16 protein-coding genes are annotated in these 21,371 nt (G+C 72.0%); 8 read left to right on the plus strand and 8 right to left on the minus strand.

Annotated elements, in window-relative coordinates:
- Nucleotides 1-25: 25 nt before the first annotated feature.
- On the plus strand, nt 26-1,363 hold the full coding sequence (locus ACIRA5_RS26580) for a Gfo/Idh/MocA family protein (protein WP_403694356.1): 1,338 nt from the start codon (nt 26-28) through the stop codon (nt 1,361-1,363).
- A 111-nt stretch (nt 1,364-1,474) separates the two neighbouring features.
- Here the strand turns inward: ACIRA5_RS26580 and ACIRA5_RS26585 are convergent, their stop codons facing one another.
- Entirely contained in the window at nt 1,475-2,689 is a 1,215-nt protein-coding gene (locus tag ACIRA5_RS26585; protein WP_403694358.1) for a cytochrome P450, read from the minus strand.
- A 284-nt stretch (nt 2,690-2,973) separates the two neighbouring features.
- On the opposite strand from ACIRA5_RS26585, the gene ACIRA5_RS26590 reads away from it, so the two are divergent.
- From ACIRA5_RS26590 to ACIRA5_RS26600, 3 genes are all read left to right on the plus strand, one after another.
- Nucleotides 2,974-4,209 (plus strand): ankyrin repeat domain-containing protein, encoded by a 1,236-nt coding sequence (locus ACIRA5_RS26590; RefSeq protein WP_403694361.1) that lies wholly within the window; start codon nt 2,974-2,976, stop codon nt 4,207-4,209.
- 198 nt (nt 4,210-4,407) lie between these two features.
- Nucleotides 4,408-4,860: an SRPBCC family protein gene (locus tag ACIRA5_RS26595; protein ID WP_403694364.1), complete on the plus strand. Its 453-nt coding sequence runs from the start codon at nt 4,408-4,410 to the stop codon at nt 4,858-4,860.
- A 64-nt stretch (nt 4,861-4,924) separates the two neighbouring features.
- Complete coding sequence (locus ACIRA5_RS26600; RefSeq protein ID WP_403694366.1) at nt 4,925-7,882, plus strand: SpoIIE family protein phosphatase; 2,958 nt, start codon at nt 4,925-4,927, stop codon at nt 7,880-7,882.
- A gap of 48 nt (nt 7,883-7,930) precedes the next feature.
- On the opposite strand, the gene ACIRA5_RS26605 is transcribed toward ACIRA5_RS26600, so the two are convergent.
- The 5 genes from ACIRA5_RS26605 to ACIRA5_RS26625 all read right to left on the minus strand — a co-directional run bounded on the left by ACIRA5_RS26605 (nt 7,931) and on the right by ACIRA5_RS26625 (nt 14,575).
- The gene (locus tag ACIRA5_RS26605; RefSeq protein ID WP_403694368.1) at nt 7,931-9,082 is read right to left on the minus strand and encodes an XdhC family protein; all 1,152 of its coding nucleotides are present in this window, start codon (nt 9,080-9,082) and stop codon (nt 7,931-7,933) included.
- A 55-nt stretch (nt 9,083-9,137) separates the two neighbouring features.
- Nucleotides 9,138-10,595, minus strand: coding sequence for an NCS2 family permease (locus tag ACIRA5_RS26610; protein WP_403694370.1), 1,458 nt, complete (start codon nt 10,593-10,595; stop codon nt 9,138-9,140).
- Between the two features lie 109 nt (nt 10,596-10,704).
- Nucleotides 10,705-13,089: a xanthine dehydrogenase family protein molybdopterin-binding subunit gene (locus ACIRA5_RS26615; protein WP_403694374.1), complete on the minus strand. Its 2,385-nt coding sequence runs from the start codon at nt 13,087-13,089 to the stop codon at nt 10,705-10,707.
- 2 nt (nt 13,090-13,091) lie between these two features.
- On the minus strand, nt 13,092-13,676 hold the full coding sequence (locus ACIRA5_RS26620; protein WP_060901054.1) for a (2Fe-2S)-binding protein: 585 nt from the start codon (nt 13,674-13,676) through the stop codon (nt 13,092-13,094).
- Nucleotides 13,676-14,575, minus strand: coding sequence for an FAD binding domain-containing protein (locus ACIRA5_RS26625; RefSeq protein ID WP_403694376.1), 900 nt, complete (start codon nt 14,573-14,575; stop codon nt 13,676-13,678). The genes ACIRA5_RS26620 and ACIRA5_RS26625 overlap by 1 nt, the downstream gene beginning before the upstream one ends.
- A gap of 365 nt (nt 14,576-14,940) precedes the next feature.
- Between ACIRA5_RS26625 and ACIRA5_RS26630 the strand changes: the two genes are divergently transcribed.
- A complete protein-coding gene (locus tag ACIRA5_RS26630; protein ID WP_403694379.1) occupies nt 14,941-16,614 on the plus strand; it encodes a PucR family transcriptional regulator in 1,674 nt (557 codons plus the stop codon).
- Nucleotides 16,615-16,763: 149 nt separating this feature from the next.
- A complete protein-coding gene (locus tag ACIRA5_RS26635) occupies nt 16,764-17,537 on the plus strand; it encodes a hypothetical protein (RefSeq protein WP_099946718.1) in 774 nt (257 codons plus the stop codon).
- Between the two features lie 65 nt (nt 17,538-17,602).
- Here the strand turns inward: ACIRA5_RS26635 and ACIRA5_RS26640 are convergent, their stop codons facing one another.
- Both ACIRA5_RS26640 and ACIRA5_RS26645 read right to left on the minus strand, forming a co-directional pair.
- Entirely contained in the window at nt 17,603-17,902 is a 300-nt protein-coding gene (locus tag ACIRA5_RS26640) for a hypothetical protein (RefSeq protein ID WP_403694382.1), read from the minus strand.
- Nucleotides 17,903-18,034: 132 nt separating this feature from the next.
- On the minus strand, nt 18,035-18,931 hold the full coding sequence (locus ACIRA5_RS26645) for a GntR family transcriptional regulator (RefSeq protein ID WP_403694385.1): 897 nt from the start codon (nt 18,929-18,931) through the stop codon (nt 18,035-18,037).
- A gap of 156 nt (nt 18,932-19,087) precedes the next feature.
- On the opposite strand from ACIRA5_RS26645, the gene ACIRA5_RS26650 reads away from it, so the two are divergent.
- Both ACIRA5_RS26650 and ACIRA5_RS26655 read left to right on the plus strand, forming a co-directional pair.
- Nucleotides 19,088-19,966 carry a (2Fe-2S)-binding protein gene (locus ACIRA5_RS26650; protein ID WP_403694387.1) on the plus strand — a complete coding sequence of 293 codons (879 nt, stop codon included), beginning with the start codon at nt 19,088-19,090 and terminating at the stop codon, nt 19,964-19,966.
- A gap of 318 nt (nt 19,967-20,284) precedes the next feature.
- Nucleotides 20,285-21,334 carry a DUF2637 domain-containing protein gene (locus tag ACIRA5_RS26655; protein ID WP_075031095.1) on the plus strand — a complete coding sequence of 350 codons (1,050 nt, stop codon included), beginning with the start codon at nt 20,285-20,287 and terminating at the stop codon, nt 21,332-21,334.
- Nucleotides 21,335-21,371 lie beyond the last annotated feature (37 nt).

Below are 21,371 nucleotides of genomic sequence, written 5' to 3' on the forward strand. Positions count from 1 at the left end.
GATCCCCAGGACGGACGGAGACCGTATGACCCCCGCCTCCCCACGCCGCCGCGCGGCCGTGGTGGGCCTCGGCGCCCGCGCGCAGCTGTACACCGAGGCGCTGACCGGCCCGCACGCCGACCGCGTCGACCTCGTCGGCTTCTGCGACGTGAACACCCACCGCATGGCGGTGCACAACGAGTGGATCGCGGCGGCCCACCCCGGCCGGGCGCCCGTACCGGCGTACGCGGCCGAGGACTTCGACCTGATGCTGCGCCGCGAGCGCGTCGACCTGGTCGTGGTGTGCACCGTGGACCGCACCCACGACGCGTACATCGTGCGCGCCCTGGAGGCGGGCTGCGACGTGGTGACCGAGAAGCCGATGACCACCGACGCCGACCGCGCCCGCCGCATCCTGGACGCCCGGCGGCGCACCGGCCGCGAGGTCCGCGTCGCCTTCAACTACCGCTACAACCCGGTGCATTCGGCCGTACGGGAGATCCTCGCGTCCGGCGGGATCGGCGAGGTCGGCTCGGTGCACTTCGAGTGGCTGCTCGACCTGCGGCACGGCGCCGACTACTTCCGCCGCTGGCACCGCGAGAAGGCGAACTCCGGCGGCCTGATGGTCCACAAGTCGACCCACCACTTCGACCTGGTCAACTGGTGGCTGGGCACCCGCCCCGAGACCGTCTACGCGCAGGGCGGCCTCTTCTTCTACGGCGACACGGCCGGCGAACGCCGCGACCTGGCCCGCCCGTACACCCGGGCCCACGGCTCCCCGGCGGCGCGGGACGACCCCTTCGCCGTACACCTGGCGGACTCACCGGCACTGCGCGCGCTGTATCTCGACGCCGAGCACGAGGACGGCTACCACCGGGACCAGAACGTGTTCGGGCCCGGGGTGACCATCGAGGACGACATGGCGGTCCTGGTCCGTTACGCGTCCGGTGCCACCCTCACCTACCACCTGACCGCGTACGCGCCCTGGGAGGGCTACCGGGTCTGCTTCAACGGCAGCGAGGGACGGCTCGAACTCCTCGTGGAGGAGTCCACGTGGTCGAGGCCCCCGGTACGGACGCGGACCTCGGGCCCGGTGATGCACGGCGCGGCGGTGGGCGACGAGGCCGGGCGCACGGAGTTGCTGCTGCGCCGCTTCTGGGAGCCACCGCAGGAGGTGAAGGTGCCGACGGGCGAGGGAGGCCACGGCGGCGGGGACGTCCGCATGCTGGCCGATCTGTTCGGGGAGCGGACGGACGGGGCCGATCCGCTCGGGCGGGCGGCGGACGCGGTGGACGGGGCACGGTCCCTGGTGACGGGCCTCGCCGCGAACCGGTCGTTCGAGAGCGGGCTGCCGGTGCGGGCGCAGGCGCTGCTGGACGTCTGAACAGACCGCAGCTGCCGGCGCCGGAAGGCGAAGCCAGGTACCGTCTGCCGCCCCCTGACGGCCCCCGACCGCCCCTGACCGCCGCTGACCGCCCTTGACCGCCGCGCCGCGTCAGCCCAGCTGCACCGGCAGTACCCGGTAGCCATGGCCGATGAAGGACTCGGCGAGGCGGGCCGGGCCGCTGGTGCCGTCGAGGCTCAGGTCCGGGAAGCGGGCGAAGAGCGCGGGGAGCGCGAGGGACGCCTCCAGGCGGGCCAGCGGGGCACCGATGCAGTAGTGGACGCCGTGGCCGAAGGCGAGGTGCTCCTTGTCCGCGCGGCCGAGGTCGAAGCGGCCCGCGCTCTCACCGTGCCGCAGGGGGTCGCGCCCGGCCGCCGCGTACGTCGCCAGGATCGCGTCGCCCCGAGCGATCAGCGTGCCGTCGGGGAGCTTGATGTCCTCGACGGCGTACCGCAGCGGGAGGTTGGCGATGGAGGGCGCCCAGCGGAGGGTCTCCTCGATCACCTCGCTCCAGGGGATCTCGCCGCCGCGCACCCGGAGCAGCTGCTCGGGGTGGGTCAGCAGGGCGTGGACCGCGTTGCCGATCAGGTTGACCGTGGTCTCGTGGCCCGCGCCGATGACAAGGAGGAGGGTGTCGATCAGTTCGCTCTCGGCGAGCTGCGAACCCTCCTCGTCCCGGGCCGCGATCAGGGCGGTCGTCAGATCGTCGCCCGGCCGCTCACGCTTGGCGGCGACCAGTCCGGCGAGCAGTTCGTGGATCTCCCGGTAGGTGGCCATGGCCTGTTCGGGCGTGATGGTGGTGTCCATGTTGGCCTCGATGAGGCGCGCGGTGTCGGCGCGCCGGTCCTCGGGCAGGCCGAACAGCTCGCAGATCACCTGCATCGGGAGCGGGTGCGCGTAGGCGGACCGGAGGTCGACCCGCCCGTCGGGGGCCTCGGCCATCCGGTCGAGCAGGGTGGCGGCGAGTTCCTCGATGCGGGGCTTGAGCGCGTCCGTACGGCGTTTGGTGAACGCGGGCGAGACGAGTTTGCGCAGCCTGCGGTGGTCGGCGCCGTACGCGGTGAACATGTTGGTCACGCCGACCCAGAGGGTGATCCAGCTCTCGCGGTACTCGCCGCTGATCCAGGCGGGCCAGTGCTGGTTGGGGTCCTTGGAGACCCGGTCGTCGGCCAGGAGCCGCTTGAGGATCTCGTACTGGGTGGGCGCCCAGGCCCTTATCCCGCCCGGCAGTTCGATGAGGGCCGCGGCACCGCGCTCGCGCAGCAGCTCCGCCTCACCGTGGAGGTCGGCGCCCGCGGGGTCGATGACGTGGGGCTGGTCCGGCACGTGGACTCCTGCTCTCTGGGTCTTTGGATCTCTGGGTCTCTGGCGTCTTTTGGGTCTTTGGGTCTTTGGATCTCTGGACCGGTTGATCACGGGGGGTGCGGTGCAAACGGGGAGTGCTCCCCGGATAGCCTGGTGTCTGGCGGACGGTGTGTCAACAGCACGGGAACGAGCGGGAGTTGTCCGTGGGCTGGTCGAAATCGACGGGCGGGCGGTCGGGCGGCGCGGTTAGCATCTCGTGCCGTCGGTCTCGTGCGGCGGGGCTTTGGTGAGGGAAGCGGGGGCGCATGGGCGGGGAGTCGCTGACGGCGGCGGTGCGGAGTGGGGACGTGAAGGCGGTGACGGCCCTCCTGGACGCCGGTGCCGATCCCGACGCCGTCGACGACCGGGGCACGCCCGCGCTCTGCCTGGCGGTGGACGGCTTCGACCTGGCCGCTGTCGAGGTCCTGATGCGCTCCGCCCGGCTGGACCGGGTCGTGGACGGCCGGACCCCGCTGCTGCGGGCGGTCGACCGTGGCGCCTCCGACATCGTGAACGCGCTCATCAACCATGGGGCGCAGCTGTGGCACAAGGACCCTGAAGGACGCGACGCCCTCGCGCTGGCCCGGTCCTGGCACGAGACGGATGCCGTGGCCGAGCTGCGCCGCAGGAGCGGTTCGGCGGGAACGGTGCGGCGCGAGACGGTTCGGGACGAGCACGGGGTGAGCGTCGAGGAGCTGACGCTGGCCGGCCTGACGGTCCGTACCGGGCACGGCGCGATCCTGACGGCGCTGGAGCCCCGGTACGGGATCAGGACCTCGTTCACCGAGCTGCTGTCGAGGGCGCTGGCCGAACCGGACGTCGACCACGAGATCTGGTGGGTGACGACGGATGTCCTCCAGCAGCGCCGCGATCGCGCCACGTGGGACATGGCCACCGCCCTGCGGGACCGGCCGGACCCGCGGGAGCGGTACTTCGGTGCGGAAGTGCTCCGGCTGTTCAACCTCTTCGACTACAGCGACGAGGCACCGTACGACGCCCCGCTGGTCGATCTCTTCCTGCCGTGGGCCGCGCGTGAACCGGATCCGCGCGTGCTGCGACCCCTGACCGCGGGACTGTCCGGCGCCCTGGATCCACGCGCCGAGCGGCCCCTGCACGACCTCGCCCGGCATGCCGACAGCAGGGTCCGGGGGTGGGCGGTCTTCGGTCTGCGGTACGGAGTCGACGCCGGGCGTCGTGACGCCCTGGCCACGGTCCTCGCGTGCACCCGGGACGAGGTGGCCGAGGTCCGCCGGGGGGCCTGCGCCGCGCTGGTCTCCGGGCCCGCGGATTCCGAGGTCGCGGACGCGCTCGCGGCGTGCCTCACCGACGAGACGGAGGACGTACGGGTCACCGCGGCCGTGCAGTTGGCCCTGCGCGACGATCCGCGCGGGGACGAGATCCTGGCCGCTCTCGACGCCAGTGACGATGAGGGGCCGTACTTCGGGCAGCTCTACGACGTGGGGCGGCACCGCCGGAAGACGGACGCGGCCGCGCCGCGCTGACCCGCGGGGTCGTGGGTGGGTCGGGGCCGTGCTGGTACGCCGCGCCCGTCGCCGCCGGATCAGACGTGGGCCGGGCAAGGGAGCCGCTGCTCGATCCGAACGTGAGCGACGGGCTTGCGACGCACCGCCACGGCCCCTCGCGTCGCAGGGCGGCTGCGGGTGAGTGGGACGGACGGTCGGGCCGCCTACGATCGGGCCGTGGTCCTCTTCCAGCTGGAACGCGCGTCCCCTTCTCCCGTCGAAGAGAGTTGGCGTCGCCTCACCGACTGGCCCCGGCATGCCGCCGTCGTCCCGCTGACCCGGGTCACCGTGCGCACGCCGCCGCCGACCGGCGAGGGCACGGTGTTCGTCGCGCGGTCGGGGGCGGGCCCGTTGTTCTTCGACGACCCGATGGAGGTCGTCACCTGGCGGCCGCCCCGGGACGGGGGCGCGGGGAGGTGCCGACTGGTCAAGCGCGGCACGTTCGTCACGGGGTGGGCCGAGATCGAGGTCCGTGCGGTGGCGGGCGGGGGCTCGCGGGTGCTCTGGCGGGAGGACCTGAACGTGCGGTGGCTGCCGCGGTTCTTCGACCGGCCGCTGGGGTGGGCGGGGCGGTGGATGTTCGGGCGAGCGGTGGAAGGGCTGCTGCGGCCGGCTTCCCCAAGATCCTGACGCTCCGTGCCCGCGGCGGGTCGCACGCCGGTGCATGAAACGCGGGAATTGTAGTCTTTACATCATGAATACACGGCTGGCTCTGCTCAGCGCGGTGGACCGCGGTGTCACGGAGAGTGAGATCTTCCGGCTGGCGCTCCAGCACGCGGTGGGCGAGCTGGGCGCCCTGGGGGGAATGATCCATCTGCGGGGCCCCATGTCCGCGCTGCGCCTGGTGTCGGCGGCCGGCCTTCCCGCGGTCCTCACCCGGCCCTGGGAGATCATCGACCAGGAAGGCCCGTTGGCCCCGGCCCGGGCCCTGCACCAGGGCCGCGGTGTGTGGATTGCGCCGGGATCCGGCGAACAGCCCGGATCCGGTGCGGTCTCATGGCCCGGGACCGGGCTGGCGGCCGTGCCGGTGTTCAGCGGCGATCGCGGTATCGGCGCGCTCACCGTGGTGATGGGCGACCAGGGGGAGCCCACCGTCGAGCAGTGGGGTTTCCTTCAGGCCGTGATCGCCTGGACCGAGGAGCGCATGCGGCAGGCACCGCCGCCCGCTCGGCCGCCCCGGGAGGAACTGAGCGGTGACCGGCTGCGGCAGGCTCTGGAGGAGGTCCGGGTCGGCTCGTGGGACTGGAACATCGAGACCGGCGAGCTGGTCTGGGACGAGGCCGCCCTTGAGATCTACGGCACCAGGCCGGCCGAGTTCACCGGCAGGATCGAGGACTGGATGAGGATCGTCCACCCCGACGACCTGGCGCCGACCCTGGGGGCGGCGGAGAAGGCGCTCCGGGACCGCACGGTGTTCGAGGCCGAGTACCGGGTGCGCCGCCTGGACGGCACCTACGGATGGACCCGGGCCCGCGCCCGGGCGACGTACAACGCTCAGGGCGAACCCCTACGGATGGTCGGCGTGGGATGGGAGAGCAACGAGTCACGCTCCGCCCGCGACGCGCTCAGCCGGGCTCTTCGCCATATGAGTGACGGCTTCCTCGCCGTGGACGAACGCTGGCGGATCACCTTCCTGAACCTGGCGGCCGAGCGCATGCTGGGCTCCTCCGAGGAGGAGCTGTTCGGCCGCGTCATGTGGGAGCTTCCCTCCGTCCGGCAGGTCCCCGATCTGGAGAAGCGCTGCCGGGAGGCCGCCGCCGCGCAACAGCCCGCCGGCTTCGACGTGGATGCTCCGAACACCGGGCGCCGCCTCCACCTGCGGCTGGTCCCGGGAGCCGACGGCCTCACCCTCTACTTCACCGACGTGACCGAGATCCGGCGGCACGAGGACGAACGGTCCGCCGCCGAGCAGGCCGCCGCCGAGCGCGCCGCCCGGATCGCCGAGCTGACCGAGTCCCTCGCCAAGGCGGCGACCTCCCGGGACGTGGTGGACGCGGTCGCGCAGCACGTGCTGCCGCCGTTCGGCGCCACCGGCCTCCTGGTTCAGGCCATCGAGGGCGACCGGACGTACAACGTCGGCGCCGTCGGCTATCCGCCCACCTTCCTCGACACGATCAACGGCCGTATGCGGGTGGCCCGCGACCCGGTCTGGGACCCGATCCTGACCGGCACGCCGCTGTTCATCTCCTCAGCCGCCGAGTACAGGGCCCGCTACCCCGAACTCGCCGTCCGGCCGCGCCAGGCGGGCAAGCAGTCCTGGGCGTTCATGCCGCTGACCGTGTCCGGGCACACGTTCGGGTCGTGCGTGGTCTCCTTCGACCGGCCGCGCCGTCTCGGCGACGAGGAGCGCACCCTGCTGACCGCGATCAGCGCCCTCGTCGCCCAGGCCCTGGAGCGGGCCCGGCTCTACGACGCCGAGCACACCCGTTCCCAGGAACTCCAGCGCAGTCTGCTCCCCAGTGGCTTGCCCGAACTGCCGGCGTGCACCGCGGCCGCCCGCTATCTCCCCGCCGGACAGGGCATGGACGTCGGCGGCGACTGGTACGACATCATCCCTCTCTCCGGCGGTCGGGTAGCCCTGGTCGTCGGTGACGTGATGGGCCACGGGCTGCCCGAGGCGGCCACCATGGGGCGGCTGCGCACAGCGGTCCACACCCTGGCCGACCTCGAGCTTCCCCCCGACGAGATCATGAGCCACCTCAACGACATCGTCGGCGGCATGGCGAAGGAGTCCTACGCCACCTGCCTGTACGCGCTCTACGACTCCACCACCCAGATCTGCTCCCTCGCCCGCGCCGGGCACCCCCCGCCCGCCTTGGTCCACCCCGACGGCAGTGTGCATTTCCCCGAGGTCGCCCCCGATCCGCCGCTCGGCGCGGCGGAGCCGCCCTTCGAGACCTTCGAGATGACGGTGCCGGACGGGAGCCTGCTCGTCCTCTACACCGACGGCCTGGTCGAGTCGGCCACCCGCGAGATCGACGACGGCATGGCCGAACTCGCCCGGCTGCTGCGAGCCGCACACGAGGGTCCCGGCGACACGGCGGCCGACCTGGAGCGCCTCTGCGACACCGTCACCGCAGGACTGCTCCCCTCCGAGCACTCCACCGCCGACGACGCGGCCCTCCTCATCGCCCGCCTGCACGCGCTGACCGAGGACAACATGGCTTCCTGGCTGCTCCCCGAGGACCCACGAGCGGCCGGGCAGGCCCGCCGCCACATCCGCGAGCAGCTCCACACCTGGGACCTGGACGACCTGACGCCGACCACGGAACTCCTCGCGAGCGAACTGGTCGGCAACGTCGTGCGCCACGCGAAGGGACCCGTGCGACTGCGCCTGCTGCACGGACCCGAGCTGGTCTGCGAGGTCTTCGACGGGAGTCTGACCGTGCCGCGCATCCGCCGGGCGTCGGAGACCGACGAAGGCGGACGCGGACTGCAACTCGTCACGGCGCTGTCCCGGCGCTGGGGTACCCGCTACACGGCGACCGGAAAGTGCATCTGGACCGAGCAGTCGCTGTTCGGTCCGGAGGGCCCGACAGGGCTGCCCACCGATGTCCTGGACCTTCCGCTCCTGGACACCGAGGAGTTCGCCCGGGACCTCGATGAGCTCACCTCCGGGGACCGGGAACTGCCGGGCCCGGCCCCCCAGTAGCCGACCGGCGGCCGCATCACCCCCGCACTCCCCCGTCGCCGACGCGGCTCAGGCCACCGACCCGATCCGCCGCGCCGGAACCGACATCGCGTCGTGGTGGATCGGCGTGTGTGCCCCGGTGAGCGACACCCCGCTCCCCCCGCGCCGGTTGGCCACGATCTCCGAGGCGATGGACAGGGCCGTCTCCTCCGGGGTGCGGGCGCCCAGGTCGAGGCCGATGGGGGACCTGAGGCGCGCCAACTCCAGCTCGGTGACGCCGACTTCGCGCAGGCGGTCGTTGCGGTCCAGGTGGGTGCGCCGGGAGCCCATCGCGCCGACGTACGCGACCGGAAGCCGCAGCGCGAGCCGCAGCAGCGGTACGTCGAACTTGGCGTCGTGGGTGAGGACGCACAGGACGGTCCGGGCGTCCACCTCCGTGCGCTCCAGGTACGTGTGGGGCCACTCGACGACGATCTCGTCGGCGTCGGGGAAGCGGGTGGCGGTCGCGAAGACCGGGCGGGCGTCGCACACCGTCACGCGGTATCCGAGGAACTTGCCCATGCGGACCAGCGCCGACGCGAAGTCGATCGCACCGAACACGATCATGCGCGGGGGCGGCACGGACGACTCGACGAGAACCGTGAGCGGTGCTCCGCAACGAGAGCCCTGCTCTCCGATCTCCAGGGTGCCGGTGCGGCCCGCGTCCAGGAAGGCGCCCGCCTCGCCGACCACCGTGCGGTCCAGCTCCGGATGGGCGCCGAAGCCGCCCTCGTACGAGCCGTCGGGGCGGACGAGCAGCGCCCGGCCCCTGAGTTCGGCGGGACCGCTGACGATCCGCGCGACCGCCGCCGCCTCCCCGCTCGCGGCGGCGGCCAGCGCGGAGCCGAGCACCGCCCGGGCGGGGTCGCCCGCGCGGACCGGTGTGACGAGGATGTCGATGGTGCCGCCGCAGGTCAGACCGACGGCGAAGGCGTCCTCGTCGCTGTATCCGAAGCGCTCCAGGACACTCTCGCCGTCCTCGAGCGCCTGCCGGCACAGTTCGTAGACCGCGCCCTCCACGCACCCGCCGGAGACCGAGCCGATCGCCGTGCCGTCGGAGTCGACGGCAAGTGCGGCGCCGGGCCGGCGGGGCGCGCTGCCGCTGACGGCCACCACGGTGGCCACGGCGAAATCGCGTCCCTGCTCGACCCACCGGTGCAGCTCTTCGGCGATGTCCAGCATGTCTCGGTCTCCTTAACAGGGGGTGCGTGGAGGGTCGTGGACCGCAAGAGGCGTGTCAGTGCACGCCCATCCAGCTCTCGATCGGATTCAGGGCGAAGAAGACGAGGAAGACCGCCGCCAGGCCCCACATGAACGCCCCGATCTCCCGGGCCTTGCCCTGGGCGATCTTGATGGCGACGTACGACAGCACTCCGGCCGCGACGCCCGCCGTGATGGAGTACGTGAACGGCATGACGACGACGGTCAGGAAGACCGGGATCGCGGTGGCGCGGTCGGCCCAGTCCACATGGCGGGCGTTCATCATCATCATGGCGCCGATGACGACCAGTGCCGCCGCCGCGACCTCGCCGGGGACGATCGCCGTCAGCGGGGTGAAGAAGAGACAGGCCGCGAAGAACAGACCCGTGACGACGGAGGAGAGGCCCGTACGGGCACCCTCGCCGACCCCGGTCGCGGACTCGACGAAGACCGTCTGGCCCGACGCGCCCGCGACCCCGCCGACCGCTCCGCCCGCGCCGTCGATGAACAGCGCCTTGGACAGACCCGGCATCCGGCCCTGCGCGTCGGCGAGCCCCGCCTCCGTGCCGACGCCGATGATGGTGGCCATCGCGTCGAAGAACCCGGCGAGGACCAGCGTGAAGACGATCATGCCGACCGTCATCACTCCGACATCGCCCCAGCCGCCGAACTCGACCTTGCCGAAGAGCGAGAAGTCCGGCAACGAGACCGCGCTGCCGTGCAGTTCGGGGGCGCCGCTCGCCCACTGCTTGGGGGCGATGACGCCGAGCGCGTTGAGGACCACGGCGAGTACGGTGCCGCCGACGATGCCGATCAGGATCGCGCCGGGGATGCCGCGCGCCTGCAGCATGAAGATGGCGAGCAGCGTGGCGGCGAAGAGCAGGACCGGCCAGCCGGCGAGTTCACCGGCCGGGCCGAGAGTGACCGGGGTGGACTTCCCCTGGTGCACGAAACCGGCCTTGTAGAAGCCGATCAGCGCGACGAACAGGCCGATGCCCATGGTGATGGCGTGTTTCAGCGCCAGCGGGATCGCGTTCATGATCATCTCGCGCAGGCCGGTGACGACCAGGAGCATGATGACCGCTCCGTACATCACGCACATGCCCATGGCCTGCGGCCAGGTCATCTGCGGAGCGACCTGCGAGGAGAGCACTCCGGAGACGGAGAGTCCGGCGGCGAGGGCCAGGGGAACCTTGCCGAAGAAGCCCATCAGGAGTGTGCTGAAGGCCGCCGCGAACGCGGTCGCGGTGATCAGCGCGTTCTGGCCGAGCGTGTGCCCCGCCGCGTCCTTGCCGGACAGGATCAGGGGGTTGAGCAGGAGGATGTACGCCATCGCCATGAAGGTGGTGACGCCGCCGCGCACCTCACGCGCGACCGTGGATCCCCGCTGGGATATGTGGAAGTAACGGTCGAGCCAGGACCGCCCGGCCGGGACGCGGGTACCCGCACCCGCGTCGTCGGCGACGGTCCTGGGCTCCACTGACTGCTGGGTCATGGTGCCATCTCCCAAGGTTCACAGGGGCACCCGCGTCAGCAACCACGGTGGTTGCTACGGGATTTGGGATGGTGCACGACCCGGGGGACGGCCCGAGACGAACAGAGAACTACTTGCCGGTCAGGTGCTCGGGACGTACCGGCGTCCTGTTGAGCTCCAGACCCGTCGCGTTCCGGATCGCCGCGAGGACGGCCGGGGTGGACGACAGGGTCGGGGCCTCTCCGATGCCACGGAGCCCGTACGGGGCGTGGTCGTCGGCGAGTTCGAGCACGTCGACCGGGATGGTCGGCGTGTCGAGAATCGTGGGGATCAGATAGTCCGTGAAGGAGGGGTTGCGCACCTTCGCGGTCTTGGGGTCGACGATGATCTCCTCCATGACCGCGATGCCCAGGCCCTGGGTGGTGCCACCCTGGATCTGGCCGATGACGGACAGCGGGTTGAGCGCCTTGCCGACGTCCTGGGCGCAGGCCAGCTCGATGACCTTGACCAGCCCGAGCTCGGTGTCGACCTCGACCACCGCGCGGTGCGCGGCGAACGTGTACTGGACGTGGCCGAAGCCCTGTCCGGTGCGGAGGTCGAAGGCCTCGGTCGGGCGGTGCCGCCACTCGGCCTCGATCTCGACGGACTCGTCGCCGAGCACGTCCACCAGGTCGCAGAGGACCTCGCCGCCGTCGGTGACGACCTTGCCGCCCTCCAGGAGCAGCTCCGCGGTCGCCCAAGCGGGGTGGTACGTACCGAACTTGCGGCGGCCCAGCTCCAGGACCTTCTCGCGGACGAGTTCGCAGGAGTTCTTGACGGCGCCACCGGTGACGTACGTCTGCCGCGACGCGGACGTCGAACCGGCGCTGCCCACCTGGGTGTCGGCCGGTTGGATGGTCACCTGGGTGACGCCCAGCTCGGTGCGGGCGATCTGCGCGTGGACGGTGACGCCGCCCTGGCCGACCTCAGCCATCGCGGTGTGCACGGTCGCGACCGGCTCGCCGCCGACGACCTCCATGCGGACCTTGGCCGTCGAGTAGTCGTCGAAGCCTTCGGAGAAGCCGACGTTCTTGATGCCGACCGCGTAGCCGACACCGCGTACGACGCCCTCGCCGTGCGTGGTGTTGGAGAGGCCGCCCGGCAGCTGCCGTACGTCGGCCGCCTCGCCGGCGCTGAGCCACTGCTGCTCCGGCGGCAGCGGCATCGCCTTGACCCGGCGCAGGAGTTCGGCGACCGGGGCCGGCGAGTCGACGACCTGTCCGGTCGGCATGACGGTTCCCTGCTCCATCGCGTTGAGCTGACGGAAGGCCACCCGGTCCATGCCCACCATGTCGGCGAGCTTGTCCATCTGGGCCTCGTAGGCGAAGCAGGCCTGGACCGCGCCGAAGCCGCGCATGGCGCCGCAGGGCGGGTTGTTGGTGTAGAGGGCGATGGCCTCGATGTCGACGTCATCGACGACGTACGGGCCCGCGCCCAGCGAGGAGGCGTTGCCGACGACCGCGGGGGAGGCGGAGGCGTAGGCGCCGCCGTCCAGGACGATCCGGGCCTTCAGGTGGGTGAGCTTGCCGTCCTTGGTCGCCCCGTGCTCGTAGGAGAGCTTCGCGGGGTGGCGGTGCACGTGCCCGAAGAAGGACTCGAAACGGTTGTAGACGATCTTGACGGGCTTGCCGGTGCGCAGGGCGAGCAGACAGGCATGGATCTGCATCGACAGGTCCTCGCGTCCGCCGAACGCGCCGCCGACGCCCGAGAGCGTCATCCGGACCTTGTCCTCGGGCAGGCCCAGGACGGGCGCGATCTGGCGCAGGTCGGAGTGCAGCCACTGGGTGGCGATGTAGAGGTCGACGCCACCGTCCTCGGCGGGCACGGCGAGACCGGACTCGGGGCCCAGGAACGCCTGGTCCTGCATACCGAAGGTGTACTCGCCCTTGACGATGAAGTCGGCCTTCTTGGCGGCCTCTTCGACGTTGCCGCGGACGATCGGCTGGCGGTGCACGATGTTGGGGTGCGGGACGTGGCCGATGTGGTGGTCGTCGCGGCCCTCGTGGATCAGGACCGCGTCCGGCGCGGTCGCGGACGCCTCGTCCGTGATGACCGGCAGTTCGCGGTACTCCACCTTGATCTTGGCGGCGGCACGGCGCGCGGTCTCCGGGTGGTCGGCGGCGACGATCGCGACCGGCTCACCGTGGTGGCGGACCTTGCCGTGCGCGAGGACCGGGGTGTCCTGGATCTCCAGGCCGTAGTTCTTCACCTCGGTCGGCAGGTCGTCGTACGTCATGACGGCGTAGACGCCGGGCGTCGCGAGGGCCTCGCCGGTGTCGATGGAGACGATCTCGGCATGGGCGACCGTGGAGCGCAGGATCTGGCCCCAGAGCATGTCCTCGTGCCACATGTCGGACGAGTACGCGAACTCGCCGGTGACCTTGAGGATGCCGTCCGGGCGGAGCGTCGACTCGCCGATGCCGCCCCTGGTCTTGGAGCCCTGCGTGAGGTTGGTGGGTGTACCCGTGGTTCCCATGGTCAGACCGCCTCGGACTGCCGGGCGGCCGCGAGGCGGACCGCGTCCATGATCTTCTCGTAGCCGGTGCACCGGCACAGGTTGCCGGAGAGCGCCTCGCGGATGTCCGCGTCGGTCGGCGTGGGGTTGCGCTCCAGCATCTCGTCGGCGGCGACCAGCAGACCCGGGGTGCAGAAGCCGCACTGGACGGCGCCGGCGTCGATGAACGCCTGCTGGATCGGAGAGAGCTGTCCGCCCTCGCCCGTGTGGGAGTCCTGGGGCTTCGACTCCCAGCGCCTGGCCTCGTCCAGCGAGGTGCCGCAGGAGCCGGTGGCGCAACCGCCGTGCTCCGCGCGCTGCTTGGCGAACTCCGCGAGGCCCTCGACCGTGACCACCTCGCGGCCCTCGACCTGGCCGGCCGCGACCAGACACGAACACACCGGCACACCGTCGAGGCGGACCGTGCAGGAACCGCACTCGCCCTGCTCGCAGGCGTTCTTGGAGCCGGGCAGGCCCAGCCGCTCGCGCAGCACGTACAGCAGGGACTCGCCCTCCCACACGTCGTCGGCTTCCTGGGGACGGCCGTTGACCGTGAAATTGACACGCATTACGCGACACCGTCCTTCTGGAATGTCTGGCCGTCAGTGCCGCGGTACGACTCCCAGGTCCAGGTCAGGGTGCGGCGCGCCATGATGCCGACCGCGTGGCGCCGGTAGCTCGCGGTGCCCCGGACGTCGTCGATCGGGTTGCAGGCGGCGGAGCAGAGGTCCGCGAACTGCTTGGCGACCGACGGGGTGATGATCTTGCCGTTGTCCCAGAAGCCGCCCTCCTCGAGCGCGGCGTTCAGGAACTCCTCTGCCGCCTTGGCGCGGACCGGCGTGGGCGCGGCGGAGCCGATGCCGGTGCGGACCGTACGCGTCTCGGGGTGCAGGGCCAGGCCGAAGGCGCAGACCGCGATCACCATGGCGTTGCGGGTGCCGACCTTGGAGTACTGCTGGGGGCCGTCGGCCTTCTTGATGTGGACGGCGCGGATCAGCTCGTCGGGCGCGAGCGCGTTGCGCTTCACGCCGGTGTAGAACGTGTCGATCGGGATCAGGCGCGTTCCCCGTACGGACTCGGCCTCGACCTCGGCGCCGGCCGCGAGGAGGGCGGGGTGGGCGTCGCCGGCCGGGGAGGCCGTGCCGAGGTTGCCGCCGACACCGCCACGGTTGCGGATCTGGGGAGAGGCCACGGTGTGGGAGGCCAGGGCCAGGCCGGGAAGCTCGCCGCGCAGGTTCTCCATGATCCGGGTGTACGGGACGGAGGCGCCCAGGCGCACGCTCTCCTCGCCGACCTCCCACTCGCTCAGCTCGCCGACGCGGTTCAGGTCGAGGAGGTACTCGGGCCGGCGGTGATCGAAGTTGATCTCGACCATCACATCGGTGCCACCCGCAATCGGCACAGCGGTGGGGTGCTCGGCCTTCGCGGCGAGCGCCTCCTCCCAGCTGGCGGGGCGAAGGAAGTCCATGAGTGGCTCTCTTCTTCGTATCGTGGGTCGTTCTGATCAAGCCAGATCGTGTGCGGCGGCCCGGGCTCGTTCATGAGTTGTTCACGTGGAGTGAGGTCAGTACACCGTGCTGTCCTCCACCGGGGTCAGTCACCGAAACCATGAAGGAGTTGGCTGGCCAGGGCGGTCATCTTGTAGATTCGTATGAACGGAGGTCATCAGTAACCTCCTCGTTTTCCTCTGGAAACTTCCGATACAGCCCTAGGGAAACGACAGGAAACATCCAGCACACGCTGGGACCAGGGAGTACGGCTCGCGGACCCGCTCGCCCATTGCTCACCTTCAGATCCATCGTAGATTTCGAGACAAGAACGGCGGCGACGAGAATGCGGCTGCGCGCACTGCTGGACACCGACGCGCTGGGCCTGCGGCTGCTCGGCGGCGAGGACGAGCTGGACCGCACCGTACGCGGTGTGATGACCACGGACCTCAAGGACCCCAGCCGCTACCTCTCCGGCGGCGAGCTGGTCCTCACCGGGCTCGCCTGGCGGCACGGCGCCGCGGACTCCGAGCCCTTCGTACGGATCCTGGCGGCCGCCGGGGTCGCGGCCCTCGCCGCCGGTGAGGCGGAGCTCGGCGACATCCCGGAGGACCTCGTCCTGGCCTGCGTCCGGCACCGGCTGCCGCTGTTCGCCGTGCACGAGTCGGTGGCGTTCGCGACGATCACCGAGCATGTCGTACGACAGGTCTCGGGCGAGCGCGCCGGGGACCTCGCGGCCGTGGTGGACCGGCACCGGCGGATGATGACGTCCGGCCCGGCGGGCGGCGGCCCCGACGTGGTCCTCGACCTGCTCGGTACCGACCTGGACCTGCGGGCCTGGGTGCTCTCCCCCACCGGACGCCCCATCGCCGGTTCGAAGCTCGCCGGGGCCGCGCTGCCCGCCGACGTGTCCGCGAAGCTGGCCGCGGAACACCTCGCGGCGGCACGCACCGGGCGGCGCGGACCGCACCGGGTGCTCGTGGGCACGACGACGTACTCCCTCTTCCCGATCCGCTCCTCCGGGCGCTCCGCGGCCGCCTCCCGCGATGTGCGCGAGACGGTGCTCTCCGACTGGCTGCTCGCGGTCGAGGCGGACGCCGGTGACTGGCCCGCGGAGCGGCTCGACCTGCTCCAGGGCGTCACCCAGCTGATCGCGGTCGAGCGGGACCGGCGGGACGCGGCGCGCACGGTACGGCGCCGGCTCGCTCAGGAGGTCCTCGAACTGGTGCAGACGGGGGCGGCACCCGCGGAGATCGCGGCCCGGCTGCGCGTCGCCGCGCCGGTGCTGCTGCCCGGGCTCGGCGCCGCACCGCACTGGCAGGTGGTGGTGGCCCGCGTCGAGTGGGAAGGTGGCGAGGTCGAGGGCGGGCCGGTCACCCAGTCGCTCCTGGAGGAGATCCTCGTCGACCCGCTGACCAGCGGCCCCGAGCCCTCCGACCGGATCGCCGTCGCCCATACGGGTGAGGAGGCGATCGCGCTCGTCCCGCTTCCGGCGGTCTCCGCGGAGCACGACGGCTCCGAGTCGGGCGTGCTCGCGGACGCCCTCCTGGAGGCCGTACGCGACCCGCTGTCGGCCGGCCTGAACGACGACGGGCGGCTCACGCTCGGCGTCAGCGCCGCCGTGCACTCGGCCGAGGGCCTGCGCGGCGCCCTGGAGGAGGCCCGGCACGCGCGCCGGGTCGCCGCCGCCCGCCCCGGCCGGGTCTGCGCGGCCGGACACCAGGAGCTGGCCTCGCACGTCCTCCTGCTGCCCTTCGTTCCGGACGACGTACGCCGCGCCTTCACCGCGCGCCTGCTCGACCCGCTCCGGGACTACGACCGCCGCCACCGCGCCGAACTCATCCCCACCCTGGAGGCGTTCCTCGACTGCGACGGCTCCTGGACGCGCTGCGCCACGCGGCTCCACCTGCACGTCAACACACTGCGCTACCGGGTCGGCCGCATCGAGCAGTTGACGGGCCGGGACCTCTCCCGCCTCGAGGACAAGCTCGACTTCTTCCTCGCGTTGCGCATGAGCTGAGGTCACGGGTCCGTGCGGCGCGTGTCAGCAAGTGCCGCACCAGTCCCACGACTTTGTGAAATCCTTCACCCACCCCCTTGGCCGGGTGCCGCGATCCGTGCTGAGATGCCACCACTCAACAGCTCAATGGCGTGCTCGGGGAGGGCAACGTGGCGCATACCGCCATGTCTGGTTCCGGAACGAACGCAGGGGACGATCCACTCCAGACCGCGGTATGGCGGCTGCGCTCGCGCGCCTGCTGGGTCGACGCGGCCGCACTGCTGCAGCCCGGGACGGCGGGTCCCGCACTGCAAAGAGCCTCGCTCCTCGTCGAGCGGTGCCTGTACACCGAGCAGGGCTGGGCCGAGGCGGAGGACGCGCTGCGGACGGCGGAGGCGGTGGCCCAGAGCGACGACGAGCGCGGGGCGGCGGCCTGTGAGCGCGGGCAGCTCGCGTACGCGGCCACGCTGCTCGGGGTGCGCGACCGGGCGGACGAGGCACGGGCCGCGCTCGGGCGGGCCGCCGCGCTGATCGCCCCGGGGGCGCCGGGGCGGGCGCTGCTGGACTTCCGGCGCGGGCTGCTCGCCGAGAACCTCGCGCAGTCGCCGCAGGCCGCGCGGGCCGCGTACCGGCGTGCCCACGCGGGCGCTGTCGCCCAGGGCGACCCGCTTCTGCTCTCCTTCACCTGGCGGCACCTGGCCGGACTCGCCCTGCGGGACGGGGAGTTGGCCGAGGCACGGCACGGGTTCGGTGAATCCCTGCGGATCCGGGAGGAGTTGGGGTACTTGGTGGGCACGGCTCCGGCATTGGCCTCGCTCGCGGACGCCGAGGCCGAGCCGGAGGCGACTCGGTTGCGGGCGGAGGCGGGGCGGTTGTTCCGGTTGCTCGGGGGTGTGCCCACCTGGTTGGCCCGGCAGTTGACTCCGCCTGCGGCGACGGCTTGAGGTTGCGAGGAGGCTGCGGATTCGTCATGGCTGGTCGCGCAGCTCCCCGCGTTCGCCGGACCGGGTCAGTTGCTCTGGACGTGTGCCAAGAGGTTGCGGGCGAAGTTCCCCACCGCGGTCCGGAGTTCGGGGTCGTGGGCGACGTAGACCACGACCCCGACGATGATGATCAGGACCAGGAGGCCGCGCAGGCCGCCGCCCCGGGCGCCGGTGTGCGGCACGGGGCGGTGCGTGTGGGGCGCCCCGGTGTGCCGGGCGTGGGCCTGGGCCATGTCGTGCGCCGCGCGGTGGTGGCGTACGTGGTTCTGGTGGATCTGCTGGGCCTGCTGAGCTTGCTGCATCGCCTGCCAGGACGGGTCGGGCATCGTCTTCTCCCCCGGTGTGCTGCTGGTACCGGGGGACACGCGTGCGGGGCCGTCCGGGTTCCCGGCGGCGCGTCCTGTTGCTCGGCGCCCACGGAGCCGTGACGTCCGCCAGGGGAAGGGGACGTACCGGCCCTAGCTGTCGGCGAAGTGCTCTCGTACGAGGGACTGGACGGCCGGGAGGTCCTGGGCGGTCAGGGCGTCCAGGAGGGCGAGGTGCTCGGCGGCGTCGGCCATGAGGTCCGCGCGGCCGCGCGGGACGGGGCCGCCGACGAGGGGCCACTGGGCGCGGCGGTGCAGGTCGTCGGCGATCTGCACGAGCTGGTCGTTGCCGGCGAGGGCGAGGATCGCGTGGTGGAAGGCGCGGTCGCACTCCGCGTAGGTGGCACGGCAGCCCACGGACGCGGCACGCGCCGCCGCCTCGGCGAGCGGGCGCAGTTCGGCCCAGCGCGCGGCGGGCACCGTGCGGGCGAGGCGCAGCACCACCGGGACTTCGAGGAGGGCGCGGATCTCGGCGAGTTCGGCCAGCTCGCGCGTCCCACGCCGGACGACCCGGAAGCCCCGGTTCGGTACGACCTCGACGGCACCTTCGAGGGCGAGCTGCTGCATCGCCTCGCGTACGGGTGTGGCGGACACCCCGAAGCGTTCGCCGAGCACGGGCGCGGAGTACACCTGGCCGGGGGCGAGCTCGCCCGCGACGAGGGCGGTGCGCAGGGCGTCGAGGATCTGCCCGCGGACCGAGGCCCGCTGGACCACGGGGCGCGCGCTCTCCACGGGGCGCGTGGCCTCCACGGGCCGCGCGCTGTCCACAGCGCGCGTGCTCTCCACGCGGGGGTGCGGGATGGGCGGCTCGCTGTGGGTGTGCTCGCCACGGGCCCCGGACGCGGACCGGGACTCGTCCGAGGCGACGCCCCGCTCCCGCTCGACGTCCGCCGCCCGCGCCTGTGCGGGCACCCGGACGGACGCCGTACGGATGTCCGGGGCCGCCGACCCGGTGGAACCGCGCGCGCCCAGCGAACCGGCCTGCTCCACGGGGTCCTCCTCCGGGCTTGGTGGTACTTGGGGGTCATTGCGGCGGTTGTTACCCGTCCGTCAAGCACCATAGGCGCACATGGCCCCAGTTCAAACATCCGATATCGAGGGTAAGGTAAGCCTAACCTTTCAACGATCGTGAAGTGGGGTCCCCGTATGTCCGCTGCCGCCCTGGCCAGGGACCCCCTGGGCCTCGCCGACGGCCACCCCGCCCGCTCGGCCGTCACGGACGCCTACACCCGGCTGACCGAGGTCTTTCCGGGGCTGAGCGTGCGGGAGCTGGGACACGGGGAAGCGGCCCCGGAGGGCGAAGGCTGGGTCGGCGCCGCCGGGCTCGCGGCGGGCGGGACGGACCTCGACACCTTCCTCGCCTGGGACGAAGCGCAGGTCATCAGGGACTACGGGCAGCGGGCGCGCCCGGACGTGGTGGCGAGCTTCGGGCTGCACCGGTACGCCTGGCCGGCCTGTCTGCTGATCACCGCCCCGTGGTTCCTGCTGCGCCGGGTGCCCCGCCTCCCTGTGGAGCGCGTCACATTCCAGCGCACGCTCGGCCGGATGGCGGTGCGGATCGAGGAATTCGCCTGCCTGCCGGGCGACCCGGCGGCCCAGCTGCCCGGTGCCCGGGTCGTCCCGGACGAGGAGGCGCTGCGGGCCGAGGTGCGGGCGGCGGCGGCCGAACACCTGGAGCCGGTCCTCGGCGGCTTCGGCCCGCGCATGCGGCGCCGCGGCCGGGCCCTGTGGGGCATGGCGACCGACGAGGTCGTCGAGGGTCTCTGGTACGTCGCCGAACTGCTCGGCGAGGAGCGGCGCGCGCGGCGCGAGCTGGAGCTGCTGCTGCCGGGGGCGACCCGGCCGTACGTCGGTTCCGCCGCGTTCCGGGAGCTGAGCGGCCCGAACGGGGAGTCCCTGCCCACCCGCGACCGGGCGAGCTGCTGCTTCTTCTACACCCTGGATCCCGAGGACACCTGCGTCAACTGCCCGCGCACCTGCGACACGGACCGCATCGCCAAGTTGACGGCCACCGCGAGGGATTGAACACCGACCCCGCCGTACGGACGGGCCTCCCGGGTGCCCTAAGATCAACTCCGATCGAGACTCCCGGCGGGTGCCCGACAGATGACAGGCACTTCACAACTTCCTCACTTGTCGCAGGAACTTTCCGTAGAACCATCCGTACGGGTAATCTTATTCGCACTCAGCTCCCGTCCCTCGCGCGGCAGTTCGAGCAGAATGTCGCCCTGCGCATCCCCTTGCACTCTCTTGGCGGCCTCTTGCCCCGAAACCCCCTGAGGGTCGACGGGCGTGGGCCAATATGGCGGGCGTTACGCCCTATCCCAATGCAAGGGACCCCAGATGAGATTGACCGACATATCGCTGAACTGGCTGCTTCCGGGCGCCGTTTTGCTCCTGGGACTGCTGGCGGCGGTGGCGGTGCTCGCGCGCAGCAAGCGGTCCGGGGAGAACGCGAGCAGCAACAACGACGACTCGTGGGAGCGCAGCGAGGAGCGTCGCAGGCGTAAGGAAGCCGTCTACGGCACGGCCTCCTATGTACTGCTCTTCTGCTGTGCCGCGGTCGCCGCGGCGCTCTCCTTCCACGGCCTCGTCGGCTTCGGCCAGCAGAACCTCGGACTCACGGACGGCTGGGAGTACCTCGTCCCGTTCGGTCTGGACGGCGCGGCCATGTTCTGCTCCGTCCTCGCCGTGCGCGAGGCCAGCCACGGTGACGCGGCGCTCGGCTCCCGGATACTCGTATGGACCTTCGCCGGTGCCGCCGCCTGGTTCAACTGGGTGCACGCTCCGCGGGGTGTGGACCACTCGGGCGCTCCCCAGTTCTTCGCGGGCATGTCCCTGTCGGCCGCCGTGCTGTTCGACCGGGCGCTGAAGCAGACCCGCCGTGCCGCGCTGCGTGAGCAGGGCCTGGTCCCGCGTCCGCTGCCGCAGATCCGTATCGTCCGCTGGCTGCGCGCACCCCGTGAGACGTACAGCGCCTGGTCGCTGATGCTCCTGGAGAACGTCCGCACGCTGGACGAGGCGGTGGAGGAGGTCCGCGAGGACAAGCGCCAGAAGGAGCAGAACCGCCTGCGCCGGCGCAACGAGGAGCGGGTCGAGCGGGCGCACCTCAAGGCGCTCAGCCGCGGTCACCGGGGCCTGCCCGGCCGTGGTGGCGGCGGTGGTGGCCGGCAGCAGCTGGAGACGACCGTGGAGCGTGCTCCCGCGCAGGCCACCGCGGAGCCTGCCATAGCGCCGGAGCTGCCCGTACGCTCACGGCCCTCCCTTCAGCCCGTCCGCAAGAGTGGTGACCCGATCACGGTCGATCTCACCGCGGAGGACGACACCATGGCCCTGCCGCGACTCGACTCCCTGGAGCGCAAGCTCAAGGACCTGGAGCAGCAGTTCGGCTGAGACACCGGGGTGGTCCGGCCGTTGAACGGCCGGACCC

The organism is Streptomyces sp. NPDC096311 (assembly GCF_044763085.1).
Classification (GTDB): Bacteria; Actinomycetota; Actinomycetes; order Streptomycetales; family Streptomycetaceae; genus Streptomyces.

What these genes read in the sequence shown, in the direction of transcription:
- ACIRA5_RS26640 (WP_403694382.1), bottom strand. Translation starts at nt 17,902, where the DNA reads ATGCCCGACCCGTCCTGGCAGGCGATGCAGCAAGCTCAGCAGGCCCAG.
- ACIRA5_RS26630 (WP_403694379.1), top strand. Translation starts at nt 14,941, where the DNA reads ATGCGGCTGCGCGCACTGCTGGACACCGACGCGCTGGGCCTGCGGCTG.
- ACIRA5_RS26600 (WP_403694366.1), top strand. Translation starts at nt 4,925, where the DNA reads ATGAATACACGGCTGGCTCTGCTCAGCGCGGTGGACCGCGGTGTCACG.
- ACIRA5_RS26615 (WP_403694374.1), bottom strand. Translation starts at nt 13,089, where the DNA reads ATGGGAACCACGGGTACACCCACCAACCTCACGCAGGGCTCCAAGACC.
- ACIRA5_RS26580 (WP_403694356.1), top strand. Translation starts at nt 26, where the DNA reads ATGACCCCCGCCTCCCCACGCCGCCGCGCGGCCGTGGTGGGCCTCGGC.
- ACIRA5_RS26605 (WP_403694368.1), bottom strand. Translation starts at nt 9,082, where the DNA reads ATGCTGGACATCGCCGAAGAGCTGCACCGGTGGGTCGAGCAGGGACGC.
- ACIRA5_RS26655 (WP_075031095.1), top strand. Translation starts at nt 20,285, where the DNA reads ATGAGATTGACCGACATATCGCTGAACTGGCTGCTTCCGGGCGCCGTT.
- ACIRA5_RS26625 (WP_403694376.1), bottom strand. Translation starts at nt 14,575, where the DNA reads ATGGACTTCCTTCGCCCCGCCAGCTGGGAGGAGGCGCTCGCCGCGAAG.
- ACIRA5_RS26610 (WP_403694370.1), bottom strand. Translation starts at nt 10,595, where the DNA reads ATGACCCAGCAGTCAGTGGAGCCCAGGACCGTCGCCGACGACGCGGGT.
- ACIRA5_RS26620 (WP_060901054.1), bottom strand. Translation starts at nt 13,676, where the DNA reads ATGCGTGTCAATTTCACGGTCAACGGCCGTCCCCAGGAAGCCGACGAC.
- ACIRA5_RS26590 (WP_403694361.1), top strand. Translation starts at nt 2,974, where the DNA reads ATGGGCGGGGAGTCGCTGACGGCGGCGGTGCGGAGTGGGGACGTGAAG.
- ACIRA5_RS26650 (WP_403694387.1), top strand. Translation starts at nt 19,088, where the DNA reads ATGTCCGCTGCCGCCCTGGCCAGGGACCCCCTGGGCCTCGCCGACGGC.